15 protein-coding genes and 1 pseudogene are annotated in these 16827 nt (G+C 68.1%); 10 read left to right on the top strand and 6 right to left on the bottom strand.

From position 1 onward, the window contains the following. The first annotated feature begins 1 nt into the window (after position 1). The 7 genes and pseudogenes from pucL (at position 2) to LOC56_RS04185 (ending at position 7740) form a co-directional block, all read left to right on the top strand. Positions 2-952, top strand: coding sequence for a factor-independent urate hydroxylase (gene pucL / locus LOC56_RS04215; protein ID WP_229950773.1), 951 nt, complete (start codon positions 2-4; stop codon positions 950-952). Continuing rightward, complete coding sequence (locus LOC56_RS04210) at positions 952-2439, top strand: nucleobase:cation symporter-2 family protein (RefSeq protein WP_229950771.1); 1488 nt, start codon at positions 952-954, stop codon at positions 2437-2439. The genes pucL and LOC56_RS04210 overlap by 1 nt, the downstream gene beginning before the upstream one ends. A 10-nt stretch (positions 2440-2449) precedes the next feature. Beyond that, on the top strand, positions 2450-3787 hold the full coding sequence (locus LOC56_RS04205; RefSeq protein ID WP_229950769.1) for a DUF6986 family protein: 1338 nt from the start codon (positions 2450-2452) through the stop codon (positions 3785-3787). Beyond that, the gene (locus LOC56_RS04200) at positions 3787-4611 is read left to right on the top strand and encodes a bifunctional allantoicase/(S)-ureidoglycine aminohydrolase (protein ID WP_229950767.1); all 825 of its coding nucleotides are present in this window, start codon (positions 3787-3789) and stop codon (positions 4609-4611) included. The genes LOC56_RS04205 and LOC56_RS04200 overlap by 1 nt, the downstream gene beginning before the upstream one ends. Then, a pseudogene (locus LOC56_RS04195) lies at positions 4611-5399 on the top strand (hydroxypyruvate isomerase family protein); the annotation flags it as partial. The gene LOC56_RS04200 and the pseudogene LOC56_RS04195, both read left to right, overlap by 1 nt. Before the next feature lie 96 nt (positions 5400-5495). Then, positions 5496-6812: an allantoinase AllB gene (gene allB / locus LOC56_RS04190; RefSeq protein ID WP_229951506.1), complete on the top strand. Its 1317-nt coding sequence runs from the start codon at positions 5496-5498 to the stop codon at positions 6810-6812. A gap of 82 nt (positions 6813-6894) precedes the next feature. Next, positions 6895-7740 carry an HpcH/HpaI aldolase/citrate lyase family protein gene (locus LOC56_RS04185; protein WP_229950764.1) on the top strand — a complete coding sequence of 282 codons (846 nt, stop codon included), beginning with the start codon at positions 6895-6897 and terminating at the stop codon, positions 7738-7740. Here the strand turns inward: LOC56_RS04185 and LOC56_RS04180 are convergent. From LOC56_RS04180 to LOC56_RS04170, 3 genes are all read right to left on the bottom strand, one after another. After that, complete coding sequence (locus LOC56_RS04180) at positions 7737-8324, bottom strand: dienelactone hydrolase family protein (protein WP_229950762.1); 588 nt, start codon at positions 8322-8324, stop codon at positions 7737-7739. The two genes, LOC56_RS04185 and LOC56_RS04180, sit on opposite strands and share 4 nt — an antisense overlap. 8 nt (positions 8325-8332) lie before the next feature. After that, positions 8333-8800 carry a ribonuclease E activity regulator RraA gene (gene rraA / locus LOC56_RS04175; RefSeq protein WP_229950760.1) on the bottom strand — a complete coding sequence of 156 codons (468 nt, stop codon included), beginning with the start codon at positions 8798-8800 and terminating at the stop codon, positions 8333-8335. A 197-nt stretch (positions 8801-8997) separates the two neighbouring features. Further along, entirely contained in the window at positions 8998-9564 is a 567-nt protein-coding gene (locus tag LOC56_RS04170; protein ID WP_229950758.1) for a TetR/AcrR family transcriptional regulator, read from the bottom strand. Positions 9565-9691: 127 nt separating this feature from the next. On the opposite strand from LOC56_RS04170, the gene LOC56_RS04165 reads away from it, so the two are divergent. Next, positions 9692-11215, top strand: coding sequence for an MFS transporter (locus tag LOC56_RS04165; protein ID WP_229950756.1), 1524 nt, complete (start codon positions 9692-9694; stop codon positions 11213-11215). Positions 11216-11300: 85 nt separating this feature from the next. Here LOC56_RS04165 and LOC56_RS04160 read toward each other — a convergent pair whose 3' ends face one another. After that, on the bottom strand, positions 11301-11741 hold the full coding sequence (locus LOC56_RS04160; RefSeq protein ID WP_229950753.1) for a universal stress protein: 441 nt from the start codon (positions 11739-11741) through the stop codon (positions 11301-11303). A gap of 220 nt (positions 11742-11961) precedes the next feature. Here LOC56_RS04160 and LOC56_RS04155 point away from each other — a divergent pair, with 220 nt between their 5' ends. Then, on the top strand, positions 11962-12870 hold the full coding sequence (locus LOC56_RS04155) for an SDR family oxidoreductase (protein ID WP_229950751.1): 909 nt from the start codon (positions 11962-11964) through the stop codon (positions 12868-12870). 373 nt (positions 12871-13243) lie between these two features. Here the strand turns inward: LOC56_RS04155 and LOC56_RS04150 are convergent, their stop codons facing one another. Further along, positions 13244-14422 (bottom strand): hypothetical protein, encoded by a 1179-nt coding sequence (locus tag LOC56_RS04150; RefSeq protein ID WP_229950749.1) that lies wholly within the window; start codon positions 14420-14422, stop codon positions 13244-13246. Between the two features lie 278 nt (positions 14423-14700). Between LOC56_RS04150 and LOC56_RS04145 the strand changes: the two genes are divergently transcribed. After that, complete coding sequence (locus LOC56_RS04145; protein ID WP_229950747.1) at positions 14701-15201, top strand: DUF456 domain-containing protein; 501 nt, start codon at positions 14701-14703, stop codon at positions 15199-15201. A 104-nt stretch (positions 15202-15305) separates the two neighbouring features. On the opposite strand, the gene LOC56_RS04140 is transcribed toward LOC56_RS04145, so the two are convergent. Continuing rightward, positions 15306-16787 (bottom strand): S10 family peptidase, encoded by a 1482-nt coding sequence (locus LOC56_RS04140; RefSeq protein WP_229950746.1) that lies wholly within the window; start codon positions 16785-16787, stop codon positions 15306-15308. Positions 16788-16827: the final 40 nt, after the last annotated feature.

The following is a 16827-nucleotide window of genomic DNA, read 5'->3' as shown; positions in this document are numbered from 1 at the left end:
CATGACCGAAGCAACGCAGGCCCCCGCGGGGGACAAGACCGCCACCGCTGCAAGCCCCGAATCGAAGATCGTGCTCGGCCGCAACCAATACGGCAAGGCCGAGGTCCGGCTGGTGAAGGTCACCCGCGACACCGCCCGGCACTCCCTGGAAGACCTCAGCGTCACCTCCCAGCTGCACGGCGACTTCGAGGCCGCCCATACGCAGGGGGACAACTCCTCCGTGGTGGCCACGGACACGCAGAAGAACACCATCTACGCCTTCGCCCGCGACGGCGTCGGCTCGCCCGAGGCGTTCCTGCTGCGCCTGGAACAGCACTTCACGGGCGGGTTCGGCTGGGTCACCGGCGGACGCTGGGCCGCGGAGCAGTACTTCTGGAACCGGATCAGCGACCATGACCACGCCTTCGCCAAGGACAAATCCGAAATCCGCACCGCCCTGCTGCTGTCCGAAGCCGGGCACCAGCACCTCGTGTCGGGGATCAGCGGCCTGACGGTGCTCAAATCCACCGGCTCGGAGTTCCACGGTTTCCCGCGCGACCGGTACACCACCCTCGCCGAAACCACGGACCGGATCCTCGCCACGGACGTCACGGCCAAGTGGCGCTACGCCCCGGACGCGGACCTGGCCGCCCTGGATTTCAACGCCCTCTACGCCTCCGCGCGGACCCTGCTCCTGGACGCCTTCGCCACCACGCACTCCCTGGCCCTGCAGCAGAGCATGTATGAAATGGGCAAAGCCGTGATCGCCGCGCACCCGGAAATCGTGGAAGTGCGTCTCTCCCTGCCGAACAACCACCATTTCCTTGTGGACCTCTCACCCTTCGGCCTGGACAACCCCAACGAGGTCTTCTTCGCCGCGGACCGGCCCTACGGACTGATCGAAGCGTCCGTGCTCCGCGAGGGCACGGACCCGGACGCACCGGTGTGGAACACCGTGGGCGGGTTCTGCTGATGAGCCGCGCACACCGCGCCGCGCCGGATCGGGCCGCCGCCCGCCCCGAGGATGCCCGGCTGCCGCTGGGCAGCACGTTCGCGTACGGCTTCCAGCACGTGCTGACCATGTACGGCGGGATCATCGCCCCGCCGCTGATTGTCGGCACCGCCGCCGGCTTGGATCCCACCGACGTCGGCATGCTGGTGGCCGCCTGCCTGTTTGTCGGCGGCCTGGCCACCCTGCTGCAGACCGTCGGCATCCCGTTCTTCGGCTCCCAGCTGCCCCTGGTCCAGGGTGTGTCCTTCGCCGGGGTGGCCACCATGACCGCCATTCTCGACGGCGGCGGCGGGCTGCAGTCCGTCTTCGGCGCCGTGATCGTCGCGTCCCTGATCGGGCTGCTGATCACCCCGGTGTTCGCCAGGGTGATCCGCTTCTTCCCTCCGGTGGTCACCGGCGTCGTTATCACCACTATCGGCCTGACCCTGATGCCGGTGGCGGCGAACTGGGCCATGGGCGGCAGCAGCGCCGCCCCGGACTACGGCAGCGTCTCCAACATCGGGCTGGCCGGGCTGACCCTGCTGCTGGTGCTGCTGCTGAGCAAACTGGGCAGCTCCGCCATTTCCCGGCTGTCCATCCTCATTGCCATTGTCCTGGGCACGGTCTTCGCCCTCGTCACCGGCAAGGCCGATTTCTCCGGGGTGGGCACCGGCCCCGTGTTCGCGTTCCCGCAGCCCTTCGCCTTCGGGCTGCCCACCTTCGAGGCGGCGGCCATCATCTCCATGGTGATCGTCATCCTGGTGACCCTCACCGAAACCACGGCGGACATCATCGCCGTGGGCGAGATCGTGGACACCAAGGTGGATGCCAAGCGGATCGGCAACGGCCTGCGGGCCGACATGCTTTCCAGCGCCCTGTCCCCGGTCTTCAACTCCTTCACGCAGAGCGCCTTCGCCCAGAACGTGGGCCTGGTGGCCATCACCGGAGTCAAGAGCCGCTTTGTGGTCAGCGCCGGCGGGCTGATCCTGGTCATCCTTGGCCTGCTGCCGATCCTTGGCCGGGTAGTGGCGGCGGTGCCGACGCCGGTGCTCGGCGGCGCCGGAATTGTCCTGTTCGGCACGGTGGCGGCCAGCGGTATCCGCACCCTGGCCAAGGTGGACTACCGGGACAACATGAACTTCATCATCGTTGCCACGTCCATCGGCTTTGGCATGATCCCGATTGCCGCTCCCACCTTCTACGACCGGTTCCCCACCTGGTTCGGCACCATTTTCCACTCCGGCATCAGCTCCGCCGCCGTCATGGCCATCCTGATGAACATCCTGTTCAACCACATCCGCTCCGGCAACCCGAAGGACCCCTCCGTCTTCGCCGAAGGAGCCGACCGGATTGTGCGGGTCGAGAACCTGGCCGCACTGAAAGAGGGCGACCATGTGCAGGACGGCAAGCTACTGGATGCCGACGGCCAGGAAATCCCGCTGACCACCACCGGAACCGAACCCCATTAGGATCTCCACCGTGACACCACCCCTTGCGCACCAACCCGTCCTCGGCGCCGAGCACCTGGCCCGGCTGGACGCCGTCCTCGCGGACACCGACCGGCTGCTCACCGCCGCCTACCCCGGCGGCGACGGCAGCCGCCAGCCCGTGCACACCGTCTACATTCCGGCGGACCGCTGCGTGCCCGCCCTCCCCGCAGCCTGGGGCGAGGAGGGGCTGGCCGCGGTGGCGGAGCACGGCACCCTCGCCGGGCTGGCGGACCAATTGGGGATCGACGCCGGAACGGCCGGCGCCGTCGTCCCGCTGGTCGAGGCGAAACTGCGCACCGAACCGATCGAGGACCTACGCCTGGACTTCGAGGACGGCTACGGCGTCCGGCCCGACGACGAGGAGGACGGCCATGCCCGGCAGGCGGCCGCCGCCGTGGCCGGGGCGGTGGCCGCCGGAACCGCCCCGCCGTTTGTCGGGATCCGGTTCAAGTCCTTCGAGGCTGCCACCCGCGCCCGCGGCGTCCGCACCCTGGACCTGTTCCTGGCCGGCCTGCTGGCAGCCGGGCCGCTGCCGGACGGACTGGTGCTGACCCTGCCCAAGGTCTCCACCGTGGAACAGGTCGAGGCCATGGTCTACATCTGCGAACTGCTGGAGGACGCCCACGGGCTGCCCGAACGGCGGCTCCGGTTCGAGGTGCAGGTGGAAACCCCGCAGCTGATTCTGGCCGCCAACGGCACGGTGCCCGCCGCACAGCTGATCCACCGGGCCAAGGGGCGGGTTTCGGCCCTGCACTACGGCACCTACGACTATTCCGATTCGGTGCAGATCGCCGCGGCGTACCAGTCGATGGAGCATCCGGCCGCGGACTACGCCAAGGCCGTGATGCAGGTGGCCGCCGCCGGCACCGGCGTCCGGCTCGCCGACGGCTCCACCAACATCCTCCCGCTGGGTACGCCCGCCGAGATTCGTTCCGCCTGGCAGCTGCATGCCCGGCTGGTGCGCCGATCCCTGGAACGCGGCTTCTACCAGGGCTGGGACCTGCATCCGGCGCAGCTGCCCACCCGCTTCCTGGCCACCTACGCCTTTTACCGGGAGGGGTTCGACGCCGCCGCGGGGCGCCTGCGCAATTACGTGCAGAAACGCGGCGGCAGCGTACTCGACGAACCGGCCACGGCCCGTGCGCTGGCCCGGTTCGTCCACCGCGGGCTGGTGTGCGGAGCACTCACCGACGCCGAGATTGCACGCGGCACCGGGCTCACCGGCGTCGAACTTGCCGCCCTCGCCCATCCAGCCGCCCAGCCCTCCAACTCCGCCACCGCCTCCGCCACCGCGGAAGCCGCCAACGCCGAAGAAAAGGTCCGATAGTGAACACGCCCCGCTACTACGCCCCCGAAGGCGGCCTGCCCGCACAGACCGATCTGCTCACCGGACGGGCCGTGGTCACCGAGGCCTACACCGTGATTCCCCGCGGCGTGCTGCGGGACATCGTGGTCAGCGTGCTGCCCGAATGGACCGATACCCGCGCCTGGATCCTCAACCGGCCGGTGGCCGGCGGGGCCACCACGTTCGCCCAGTACCTGATGGAGGTGGCCCCGGGCGGCGGCTCCCGCGCCCCCGAACCGGAACTTGAAGTGCAGTCCTTTATTTTCGTCCTCGAGGGCACCCTGACCGTCCGCCGCCTGGGCCGGGACCATGAGCTGACCCCGGGCGGGTTCGCCTACCTGCCGCCGGAAACGCTGTGGGGTGCGTTCAACGAGGGGCAGGAAACGGTGAAATTCGCCTGGATCCGCAAGGCGTACCAGCCGCTCGTTGGACATACTCCGGCGCCGGTGTTCGGCAACGAGGCGGACATCGCGCCGACGCCGATGCCCGGCACGGACAACAAATGGCGCACCACCCGGATGATCCCGGTGGACGACGTCGCCTATGACATGCACGTGAACGTGGTGACCTTCGAACCCGGTGCCGTGATTCCCTTCGCCGAAACCCACGTGATGGAGCACGGACTGTACGTGCTCGAGGGGAAAGCGGTGTACCGGCTCAACCAGGACTGGGTGGAGGTGGAGGAGGGGGATTACCTGTCCCTGCGCGCGTTCTGTCCGCAGGCCTGTTACGCCGGCGGTCCCTCGAACTTCCGCTACCTCCTTTATAAGGACGTGAACCGCCAGGTCCTGCTGGGAGGCCGGTGATGCACGACGGCGCCCGCACCGGATACTCGGTGAACTGCTCCATCCTGTTCACCGAGCTTCCGCTGCTGGAACGTCCGGCCGCCGCACGCGCCGCCGGCTTCGACACGGTGGAATTCTGGTGGCCGTTTCCCGAACCGGTTCCGCCGCAGGCGCAGGTGGCGGAGTTCGAGGCAGCCATCCGCGACGCCGGGGTGCGGCTGGGGGCCTTGAACTTCGACGCCGGGGCAATACCCGCGGGCGAACGGGGACTGCTCTCCCTGCCGCACCGGGGAGCGGATTTCCGGGCCAACGTGCAGGTGGTGGCGGGGATCGGGGAACGGCTGGGCTGCCGGCTGTTCAACGCCCTCTACGGCAACCGCAACGCGTCCTATCGCCCCGAAGAGCAGGACGCCGAAGCCGAGCGGAACCTGCTGGAGGCTGCCCGCGCCGTCGCACCCTTCGGCGGAACCGTGCTGCTGGAACCGCTCAGCGGCGCCCCGGACTATCCACTGAAAACGGCGGCGGACGTGTTCGCGGTGCTGGACCGGATGCACCGCGCCGGGGCGGCCAACACGGCGCTGCTCGCGGATTTCTATCATCTGGCGGTCAACGGCGACGACGTCGCGGCGCTGGTGGCCGCCGACGCCGGCCGGTTCGGACACATCCAGATAGCCGATGCGCCCGGCCGCGGGGCGCCCGGAACCGGAAGTCTTCCGCTGGCCGACTGGGTCCGGGCGAGCCGCAGCGGCGGCTACCGCGGGGAGGTGTCGCTGGAATACGCGGCGCCGGTTTCCGGGGCTTTCGACTGGTTGGATTCGGACGCGGATTCGGACGCGGAGGCTGCGGCGCCCGGCGCGACACCGGCGGAGTCGCCCGCCGCGACACCGGAGGCCGACCGCTACGACCTGGTGATCCGCGGCAATGCCGTCCTCACCCCGGAAGGGATTGCCCCGGCGGAAGTGGCCGTGCGGAACGGCTCGATTGCCGCGGTCGTCCCGCTGGGCACCGGGCTGGAAGGGGAGCGGCTGCTGGAGCTCGCCGAGGATGAAACGCTGCTGCCCGGACTGGTGGACACCCATGTCCATGTGAACGAGCCGGGCCGCACCGAGTGGGAGGGATTCGCGTCGGCCACCCGGGCGGCCGCGGCCGGCGGAGTCACCACGCTGATCGACATGCCGCTGAACAGCATCCCGCCCACGGTGAACGTGGAGGCGCTGGAGACCAAGCGGGCCTGCGCCGAGCCGCAGGCCGCCGTTGACGTCGGATTCTGGGGCGGCGCGATTCCCGGAAACGAAGCCGAGCTGCGTCCCCTGCATGACGCCGGCGTGTTCGGCTTCAAATGCTTCCTGGTCCACTCCGGCGTCGACGAATTCCCGCACCTGGAACCGGCGGAAATGGAAACCGTCCTCGCCGAACTGAAGACCTTCGACGCCCTGCTGATTGTCCACGCCGAAGACCCGGGCAAGATCCGCGACACCCCTGCCGGCTCGCGGTACGCCGGCTTCCTCGCCTCGCGGCCGCCGGAAGCGGAGAACACCGCCGTCGGACAGGTCATCGAGGCGGCACGGCGCACCGGGGCGCGGGCACACATCCTGCACCTGTCCTCCGCCGAGGCGCTGCCCCTGATCCGCGCGGCGAAGGACGACGGCGTCCGCCTCACCGCCGAGACCTGCCCGCACTACCTGACCCTGACCGCCGAGGAGATTCCCGACGGCGCCACGGCGTTCAAATGCTGCCCGCCCATCCGTGAAGACGCGAACCGGGAACAGCTCTGGGCCGGACTGACGGACGGAACCATCGACTGCATTGTCTCGGACCACTCGCCCAGCACCCAGGACCTGAAGGACCTGGTGCGCGGGGACTTCGGCGTCGCCTGGGGCGGGGTGTCCTCGCTGCAGCTGGGCCTGCCGCTGATCTGGACCGAGGCCCGCACCCGGGGAATTCCGCTGGAGCGGGTGCTGCACTGGATGTCCGCGGCGCCGGCGGCGCTGGCCGGACTGGATCGGAAGGGCGGCATTGCGCCGGGCAAGGACGCCGACTTCGCGGTCTTTGCGGCCGGAGACACCTTCACCGTGGATCCGGCCGCCCTGCAGCATAAGAATCCGGTCACGCCGTACGCGGGGAAGCAGCTCACCGGCGTCGTGCGGCGGACGCTGCTGGCCGGCGTCGACGTCGACCCTGCCGTCCCTGCCGGCCGGCTGCTGCGCCGGGGCGAGGCGTAGCCGGGGACGGTTTAGGTGACGGTGCCCACATGACGCCCGTCGCATTTACGCAACCGCCGACCCTGAAAGTAATGTCTTCTGTATGGCCCCCTTCCGAAACAGCCGCGCTGCTGCACTCCCCGCAAAACTGTCCCGTTCCTGGCTGCTGGCATCCGCCGCAGACGAAGCGAACTTTGCACCGGCGCTGGCGTCCGAGGCCGATTCCGTGGTCTTCGACATGGAAGACGCTGTTCCGGCGGGCGGCAAGGCGGAGGCCCGCGAACGAGTCGTCGAGGCACTGTCCACCGGCATGACGGCCTGGGTGCGCGTCAACGGCATTGAAACCGACTACTGGGCCGATGACCTCGCCGCCCTGTCCAAGGCCCCGGGCCTGCGCGGCGTGATGCTCGCGATGACCGAGAAGCCCGAGCAGGTCACCCACACGGCCATGCGGCTGCAGGCCGGCACCCCGGTGCTCGCTCTCGTTGAATCCGCCCTCGGCATTGAAAACGCCACCGCTATCGCCAGCGCGCCGGGCACGTTCCGCCTCGCGTTCGGCGTCGGCGATTTCCGCCGCGACACCGGCGCCTCGGATGATCCGATGGCCCTGGCCTACGCCCGATCCAAGCTCGTGGTCGCTTCCCGTGTCGGCCAGCTCCCCGGCCCCATCGACGGTCCCACCGTCGGCGCGCTGGGCGAGAAGCTGCTGGACGCCTGCAAGGTCACCCAGAGCATGGGCATGACCGGCAAGCTGTGCCTGATGCCCGAGGCCACGGACTTCATCAACCAGGGCCTCTCGCCGAGCGAATCCGAAATCACCTGGGCCCACGAGCTGCTGGAAGCGCACGCTGCCGGCGCCGTGGTGGGCGACGGCTCCTACCTGCCGCGTCTGGCCCGCGCCCAGAAGATATCCTCGCTGGCGGACTCCTACGGCCTCTGGAACGCCTAAGCCGGTTTGTCTGCCCGCTCCAGCAGCTGCAGCACCAGCCGGGTGAGGGTGAACGCGGCGTCCATGTCGTAATCCGGCTGGCTGATGTCCGCGAACAGGTGTGACGCTCCCATGTAAAGGAAGAGCTCGGCGTCCGGTGTGGACGCGGCCAGGTTCTCCGCGGCGTCGAGGTCCCCGCTGTCCACGAATTCCTCATCGGCGTCCATGCCGTGGATCTGCACCGGCACGCCGTCCGGCCATGTGTCGGCGAAGGCGCCAAGCGGGATGCAGCCGCTGACCAGCACCGCGCCACGGGCACCGGGCCGGGTCTGCGCCAGCCCCTGCGCCGGGATCACGCCGAGCGAGAAGCCGATATAGACCATTTCCGCAGGGAACCGGTTCGCAATACTGACGCCGAGCTCTTCGATGGTGTCCATGCCGATCTCCTGGGCATAGGCCACCCCGTCCTTCAGATCGGTGAAGATGCGCCCGTCATAGAGATCGGGCACCGTCACCGTGTGGCCTGCTTCGCGCAGGACGTCGGCGAAGGCATCCATGCCGGAGGTCAGGCCGAGCGCGTGGTGGAAGAGCAGGACGTTGGCCATGGGGACTCCTAGGGTTCGACGAGGATCCCGTCCTCGTCGGCGTAGAGCGTTGCGCCGGGACGGAAGGTGACGCCGCCGAACTCTACGTGCACATCCACCTCGCCGACAGAGTTTTTGGCGCTCTTGCGCGGATTCGAGCCCAGCGCCTTCACACCCAGCGGCAGCTTGGCGACGGCGGCGCGGTCACGGATGGCGCCGTTGATGACGACGCCGGCCCAGCCGTTCTCCACGGCGGCCCCGGCAATCAGGTCCCCCATCAGGGCGGTGTTCAGCGACCCGGCGCCGTCGACCACCAATACCGCGCCCTCGCCGGGGGAGTTCAGCAGGGACTTGATGATGCCGTTGTCCTCCAGACAGCGGACGGTGCGGATGGGGCCGGTGAAGCCCACATGGCCGCCCAGGTCCTGGAACTGCAGGGACACCGACGCCAGTTCGTCGCCGCGTTCGTCGTACAGGTCAGCTGTGCTTGTATTCATGGCACCACTGTGACAGACGGCATAGCAGCGAATCATCCTGCCACGCCGATCGTTGGACGTCAGCCGGCCCTCGGTTTGTCCGGATCCCTGCAGTTTGTCCGGATCCCAGCGTTGCGCGGCGCAGGGATTGTCACAAACCGCAGGGTTCTTCCCAAGCCGCGGGGAATTCCGCGCCGGACACCGCCGGGTGCCGGAGGTTACGTCTGCGCCTGCTGGGCGTGGGATTTCAGGATGTCCACGATTTCCAGCAGGTCGGAGACGGAATGTGCGCGGCTGTCGCGGGTGGCCTGCGGCCAGCCGCCGGGCAGGCCCTCGTTGTAATACAACCCGTCGGCCAGCAGGGTGATGGCACGGGCAATGCCCGGATCGCCCACCTCGTCATGGACCAGATCGAACCAGCTGCGGTGGATGTCCTGCAGCAGCTCCGAGGCCACGGGGTCGGATGCCTGCGCCAGGCGGACGACGCCGATCAGTGCCCGGTCCAGCTCGCTGCCGACGTAAACGGAGCTGCGGACCAGATACCGCGCCGGCCCTTCCGGATCCTCGCGCATGGTCTGCAGGTCTGCCGCGGCGAGACCGCGGAGCTTTTCGATCAGTGCGCCGGCCATCGCTTCCTTGTTCTTGAAGTGATAGAGCAGGCCGCCTTTGGAAACCTCGGCGCGCGCGACGACGGCATCCAGGGTGGCGCCGCGGGGGCCTTCGTTGATGAGGAGCTCCTCATAGGCATCAAGGATGCGGTCCCGGGCGGGACGAGAGTTGGGCATGCTTTTACGCTACGCCATCAGCGGAGGAAACAGCTGCAGATTCGCCACCGTACAGTCTAGACGGTACAGTAGTTATTCGGGTATTTCCCGTTATAAATCCCTAACGCAGTTCCAGAAGGAGGAAGCCGTGCTGGCGGTCCAGGAAAAACCCGCAGTTACGCGTGCAGGAACGCGCGAATGGTGGGGGCTCGCAGTCCTGATGCTGCCCGTTCTGCTCATCTCCATCGACAACAACGTCCTGAGCTTCGCCATCCCGTCGCTCTCGCAGGCGCTGGCCCCCACCGGCGTCGAACTGTTGTGGATCGTGGACGTCTACGCCCTGGTCCTGGCCGGCCTGCTGGTGCCCATGGGCAGCCTCGGCGACCGGATCGGCCGGCTCCGCCTGCTGATGATCGGCAGCGTGGGCTTCGGCGTCTTCTCCCTCGTGGCCGCATTTGCACCCTCCGCCGCACTGCTTATCGTGGCCCGCGCCCTGATGGGTGTGTTCGGCGCCATGCTGATGCCCGCCACCCTGTCGCTGATCCGCAACATCTTCACCGACCCGTCCCAGCGCCGGATCGCGGTGGCCATCTGGGCGGCCGGCTTCTCCGGCGGCGCGGCCCTCGGCCCGATCGTGGGCGGCGTGCTGCTCGAGCACTTCTGGTGGGGTTCGGTGTTCCTGCTGTCCATCCCGGTGCTGCTGCCGCTCCTGATCTTCGCCCCGATGCTGCTGCCCGAGTCCAAGGACCCCAGCCCCGGCGCCGTCGACATTCTCGGCGTCGTCCTGGTTATGGGCGCCATGCTCTCGGTCACCTACGGCATCAAGGAGTTCGCGCACGACGGCGCCGCGGCCGGCTTGCCGTTCATCGCCGCCGGCGTGGTGCTGGGCTTCCTGTTTGTCCGCCGGCAGCTGTCGCGGGAAAAGCCGATGCTCGACGTCCGGCTGTTCCGGAATCCGGTCTTCAGCGGCTCCATCGCCGCGAACCTGCTCAGCCTGTTCGCGATGGTCGGCTTCATCTTCTTCCTCTCCCAGCACCTGCAGCTCGTGGTGGGGCAGACGCCCATCGAAGCGGGCCTGACCATGCTCCCCGGCCTGGTGTTGACCATCATCACCGGCCTGGCCGTGGTGCCCCTGGTGAAGCGGGTCCGCCCCGCGGTTGTGGTGGCCGGCGGGCTGCTCTTCAACGGAGGGGGCTACGCCCTGGTTTTTGCCGCGGGGGAGTCGGTGACCGTGCTCGAACTGGTTGTCGCGTTCCTGCTGCTGGGCGTGGGCGTGGGAGCCGCGGAAACCATTTCCAATGACCTGATCCTGGCCAGCGTTCCGCCGTCCCGTGCCGGATCCGCCTCGGCCATTTCCGAAACGGCCTATGAGATCGGATCCGTCCTGGGCACTGCCGTCCTGGGCAGCATCCTGACCGCTGCCTACCGCAACGGCGTTTCCGTTCCGGGCGGCTTGACCCCTGAGCAGACGGCTTCGGCCGGGGAAACCCTTGGCGGCGCCGTCGAGGCGGCCCGGGACCTGCCTACGGAGGCCGCCTCGGCACTGCTGCATTCCGCGCAGGCGGCCTTCGATTCCGGCGTCAACATCACCTCGCTGATCGGCCTGGTCACCATGGTGGTTGCCGCCGTCGGTGCCGGCATCCTGCTGCGCCGGGTTCCGGCGCACCGCTAGTTCCGGTCCGGCCCCGGGATTCCCGGTGCGACGCGAGGACCGGGCCGCCGTCGTCGCCCGCTCCTCGCGTGCGCGCCGGCAGGGCTCAATCCCGGTGGGGACGGGCGATCAGCACCGGGCAGTAGGCGTGCGCGGCCACAGTGGTGCTGACGGAACCGAGCAGCAGCCCGGCAAAACCGCCGCGCCCGCGGTTGCCCACCACCAGCATCTCGGCCCCGCGGCTGGCTTCCATCAACACCCCGGCGGTCTGCCCGGCCACCGCTGACTGGGTTAGACCGTCCGGAGCGCCCTTACCTTCGAAGGCCGCTTCCACCGCCTCGGCCAGGCCCCGCTCGGCTTCCACCCGCGGCGACCATTCGGCGGTGGGGAACGGTGTGGCCAGCATTGCCGGATACTCCCACACCGTGATGGCATCAATGCGGCAGTCCAGCAGGTCAGCCAGGCGACGGGCCAGGCGGAGCGCCTCCAGTGACTCCTCCGAGCCGTCCACGCCAACGACAATCCGCTTCCGGGTTCCCTCAGTCATGATGTTCCTTCCAAGGCAGTTGGATATGCAGCAGTTTGCGCCCCCGGCAGCTGGCAGGGCCAGAGCAGCGGCGATTTGTGCGGCGGAACCGCGGACTTGAGCGGAACCGCTAATCGGGCATAGGGTAATAAGCATGCTTACTTAGCGTGAGCGCCCGCCTTTTACGGCGGCCCTAACCGGACCGCCCGAATGGACTGACCTACCGAAAGTGGGAACTTCTATGACAAACGGCAACAAGTCGGACCAGTACACCTTCCAGAACCCCGTGGACCGCTACCCGTCCATCGCCCCGCCCATCCAGGACCAGCCGGAGCCCGGCCTGGACAAGGACATGACCCCGCATGTGGACCACGGCGAGGACACCTACCGCGGCACTGGACGTCTGGAAGGCCGCAAGGCGCTCATTACCGGCGGCGATTCCGGCATCGGCGCGGCAGTGGCCATCGCCTTCGCCCGCGAGGGCGCAGACGTTGCCATCTCCTACCTTCCCGAGGAGGAGCCGGACGCCCAGCACATTGCCGAGGTGGTCGAGAAGACCGGCCGTAAGCTGGTGCGGCTTCCCGGTGATCTCAAGGATCCCGAGTACTGCCGCCAGCTGGTCGAGGACGCCGTTTCGGCCCTGGGCGGGCTGGACATCCTGGTCAACAACGCGGGCAAGCAGATTGCCGTGGAGAACCTCGAGGATCTCTCCGACGAGCAGCTGGACCACACGTTCAAGACCAACATCTACTCGTTCTTCCGGGTTACGAAGGCCGCGCTGAAGCACCTGCCGGCCGGATCGAGCATCATCAACACCACCTCGATCCAGGCCTACGAGCCGTCCGCTGACCTGCTGGACTACGCCAGCACCAAGGCTGCCATCAACAACTTCACCAAGGGCCTTGGCCAGCAGCTTGCACCCAAGGGAATCCGCGTGAACGCCGTGGCACCGGGTCCGTTCTGGACCCCGCTGCAGCCGTCCGACGGACAGCAGAAGGAAGCGCTGACGGAGTTCGGCCAGAGCACCCCGCTGGGCCGTGCGGGCCAGCCCACCGAACTGGCCCCGGCCTACGTCTTCCTGGCGTCGCCGGAATCCAGCTACGTCATCGGCGAAACCCTGAACGTCAACGGCGGCACCCCGTCCCCGTAACGTCTGCGGTTTCATCCCGTTAGAACTGAGGCCCCGCATCTGCGGGGCCTCAGTTTGTTTAAGCCGTCCGGCACCAATTCCTGCTTGCCGGGCACCCTGGCCGACACAGCATCCCACGCTTTGGTGCTGGTGTTCCTGGTGGGGTCACAGGAGCCACAGGAGTACCGGATCGTGGGACGTCGTGCTCGGAGCGCGCCGCGGCGGACACAGCATCCCACGCTTTGGTGCCGTTGTGGCTTGTGCGGTCCCAGGGGCCACAGGAGTACCGGATCGTGGGACGTCGTGCGCATGGGGGAACCCGAACCAACAAAAACGGCCGCCGCAACTCCCGGAAACCGGAGGTTGCAGCGGCCGCAGAAGCCGAAGGACCGTCTTAGCGGGCGACGGTTTCTTCCGTGCGGAAGTCGGCACGGTCAATGCGACGGTGGTAACGCATACCGGCCAGGCCGCCCAGGATGGCGCCGAGCAGGGTGGCCACAAGGCTGGCAGCGACGGCGATCCAGGTGCCGGCGTCCATCCCTTCCAGGTTTTCGGGCAGCGGTGCAACCGAGTTCAGCTGGCTGATGCTGCGGATATCGTTGCCGAAGATCAGGCCCAGGACGATGACGACGGCGGCCGCCACCAGCGCCCACAGCCATACGGCCAGGCCCTGCTTGGCGCCGTTGAAGCGGGCCATGCGGCCGGCGACGTATCCGCCGGCAAAGTAGGAGAGCAGCAGTACCAGGAGCATGATGATCGCTCCGATGATCCCGGCGGACTGGTTGGCTGCTGCAGATTCCAGCGCCTGGCCCAGGTTGGTTTCAGCCGAAAGGCCCACGGCAGCGCCGATCGCCGCAGCCAGTGCCGAAAGCAGCACCACCATTCCGGTAGCGGTCAGCCAGCCGAAGAACGCTGCACCGAACTTGAAGCCGCCGAAGCGTTCCTTCTCCCGGGCCAACAGTGCCTCGCGGTTGGGCAGTGCTGCCTCGCGGGTGTGCATCGCGTCACGGTCATCAATTCGGCCGTCCCGGTCGTGGTCGCGTACGACGCCGCGGTCATCGTTCCGGTCGTCGAGGCCGTCGCGTCGATCATCCGTCGTGTCGCCGGCGTTCGTGGCGTGCCGGTTCTCGACGTCGCGGTCCGAGTTGCGGGTGGTGTCAGCGTCGCGGTGGTCACGCACGGCGGATACCGATGTTGCGCCGCGGTGCTCGCCGGTGCCGTCGGTGTCAGCGGAGCGGGTGGCGGTGACCGGGGCGACCCGGGTACGCGTATCTTCGGAGTCCGAACGGGAATCGGAGACCGGCATCGTGCGGCCGGCGGCGTCGTCGTTCGCGGTGCCCGCTACCGGTTCGGCGGCATGGCTGCCCGAGCGGCGTCCGGAGGAGTGCGACGGAGAGGAAGCCGTGTCGGTGTCCATGGCCCGGGTCGCCGTGTCCTCCCGGTGTCCGTCCACGGGAACGGCCTGGCTGTCGTCGACGGGTGCCGGACGATCGGACCGGTCCCGGAACGGGCCGCCCTCAGAGGCTCCGCGTCCGGTGTTGGAAGCGTTTGTGTTCCCTGGTTCGGTGCTCATTTACTGCTCTCCTGTTTTCCGTCCGGTGAATCGGGCTGAAGATGCCACCTTATAAGCATCCTTAGTAGTTTCTCCACCCGGCGGTCCGAGCCACGCCGGGGATTTCGGGCCCGGCGGGCCGGGTAAACGCTCCGATTTGGGAAAAACCGACCGGTTTGGGAAATCCCTGCCACTGCGCAGCGGAGGGATTTCCCCAACCGGCAGCAGAATCGCCAAGGCCGAACCGCCCCGGCCGGGCAAATACGGGGGGAGTAGACAGCTGGTGGAACACTAGGGGAATGGACCCCGACCTTCTTGTAACCATTGCTGCAGCCCTGGTGATCGCCGTGGGCCTGATCGGCATTGTGGTGCCCGTGCTGCCGGGCAGCATCCTGATCATCATCGCCCTGCTGGGCTGGGCCCTCGGAGTGCAGAGCGCGCCGGCCTGGTGGGCCTTCGGGATCGGGGCGGTGCTCCTGATCGCCGGTATGCTCTCCAGCGCCTTCCTCACCGGACGGCGGCTCAAGGAACGGGAAATCCCCAAGCGCTCCGTCGTGGCGGGTGTGGCCGTGGGCATCGTCGGCATGTTCACCATTCCTGCCGTGGGCCTGTTCATCGGATTCGCCGTCGGCCTGCTGCTCAGTGAGTGGCTGCGCAAGCGGGACCTGCCCACCGCCTGGTCCTCCAGTGTGGCAACCCTGAAGGCCATGGGCATTGGCATCCTGGCCGAACTGGCGCTGGCGCTGACCGCCGGCGGACTCTGGGGCGGGGCTGTCTGGCTGCACTTCGCCACCCGGTAAGCCAGCACTGCACCCGGTAAGCCAGCAATGCGGACGGCAAGAAAGCAATGCGGAGCGTAAGCCAGCAATGCGGAGCTGATACAGCACCGCCCCGCGGCTGAACCCTAGCCCTCCGTCACGAACCCCGCGAGGTTCCGCAGCTGGTCGGCACGGCAGCCGGGGTTCACGTACATCATGTGCCCGGCCTCGTAGTAGTGGTGCGTGAACCGGGACCGTGCTTCATCGCTCAGCCGCATGTGCGCCCACACGTACTCCGCGGCGAAATGCGGCGTGGCGCCGTCGTAATAGCCGTAGTCCACGTGCACGCGCAGCGCCGGGTTGTGCACCAGCAGCCGTTCCAGCGTGCCGGTGACATCCACGGGCACGCCCTCGAAGGTCTTGTAGCTCCACGGCTGGACCCGCCCGCTGAGGATTTCGTAGGGGAGATCGTTCTCGTAGCCGAGCTCGGCGCGGACATAGTGGTTGATGGCCGCGGAATAGGGGCCGTTGATGGCTACCAGGCTGGGGTCGTCCCAGTTGATCCAGTCCTGCTGGTGCGCCGGCGCGGCGGTGAACCGGCCGTCGATACGCCCCACCGCCAGGTTCTGGTCCCGCAGCAGCTCCGCGGAAAACATGGCGTAGTCCCAGCGCAGGTTGGTACGGCGGATGAAGCCCTCGCTCAGGGTGGTGATCGCGGCGAGGCGGGCGACGACGTCGTCGTACTCCTCCGCGCTCAGCCGGGCCCCCTGGGTCAGCGCGTACCCGTACTCCCGGGCGGCGTAGGCTTCGGCTTCGCGGACGACGTCGGCCAGCTCACGGCCCGGAAGCCGGCCGTGGAAGTGCGCGATGGCGGCGTAGGTCGGCAGATGCAGTGCATAGGGGGTGTCCCGCCCCGGCGCGAAATCCAGGGTGGCCAGGTTCAGGACCGTCGAAATGAGGCCCAGACCGTTGACTGCCAGTCCGTAGGCGTCGAACAGCTTCCCGGCCACGGCCACTGCGCGCAGCGTGCCGTAGGACTCACCCACCAGGTACTTCGGGCTCAGCCAGCGGTTGTTGCGCGTGGTCCAGAGCCGGATCACCTCGGCCACCAGGTCCCGGTCCTCCTCGAATCCGTGAAACTCCGCGGCGTCGTTGCCGTTCACCACGCGGGAGAAGCCGGTGTTCACCGGATCGATCAGGACCAGGTCCGCGTGCTCCAGCAGTGTCTGCGGGTTGTCCACCAGACCGAACGGGGGAGGGGTCAGCGAACCGGCGTCGCCCGAGTCCACCATCCGCGGGCCCAGTAGCCCCATGTGCAGCCAGACGGAGGAGGAGCCCGGCCCGCCGTTGAAGGCAAACACCACCGGACGCCGGTTGGGACCGGTCTCCGGAGCATCCGCCGTGTAGGCAACCAGGAAAATCTCCGCCTTGGGCCGGAAGCCGTCCGACTTCCCGTCGCTGACTTCTTCCTTGCGGAACACCAACCGTCCGGTGGTGGTGGTGTACGCCAGGCCCGAGGGCAGGGTGTGCCGCCGCACCGCGAAGTCATCGGTGACGTCCGGTGCGGGGTCCGCATCCGGGCCGGCGGGGGCGGAGGCGGGGGTGTCGGGATGTTCCTGGGAGACCATGCCAAGGACACTACCCGGGCATCGGCCGATTACCCGGGAG

Origin of the sequence: Arthrobacter sp. zg-Y179 (genome assembly GCF_020907345.1) — a bacterium.
Lineage (GTDB): Bacteria > Actinomycetota > Actinomycetes > Actinomycetales > Micrococcaceae > Arthrobacter_B > Arthrobacter_B jinronghuae.
Note: the sequence above shows the minus strand (reverse complement) of the source record. Positions and strands in the feature narration are given on the sequence as shown.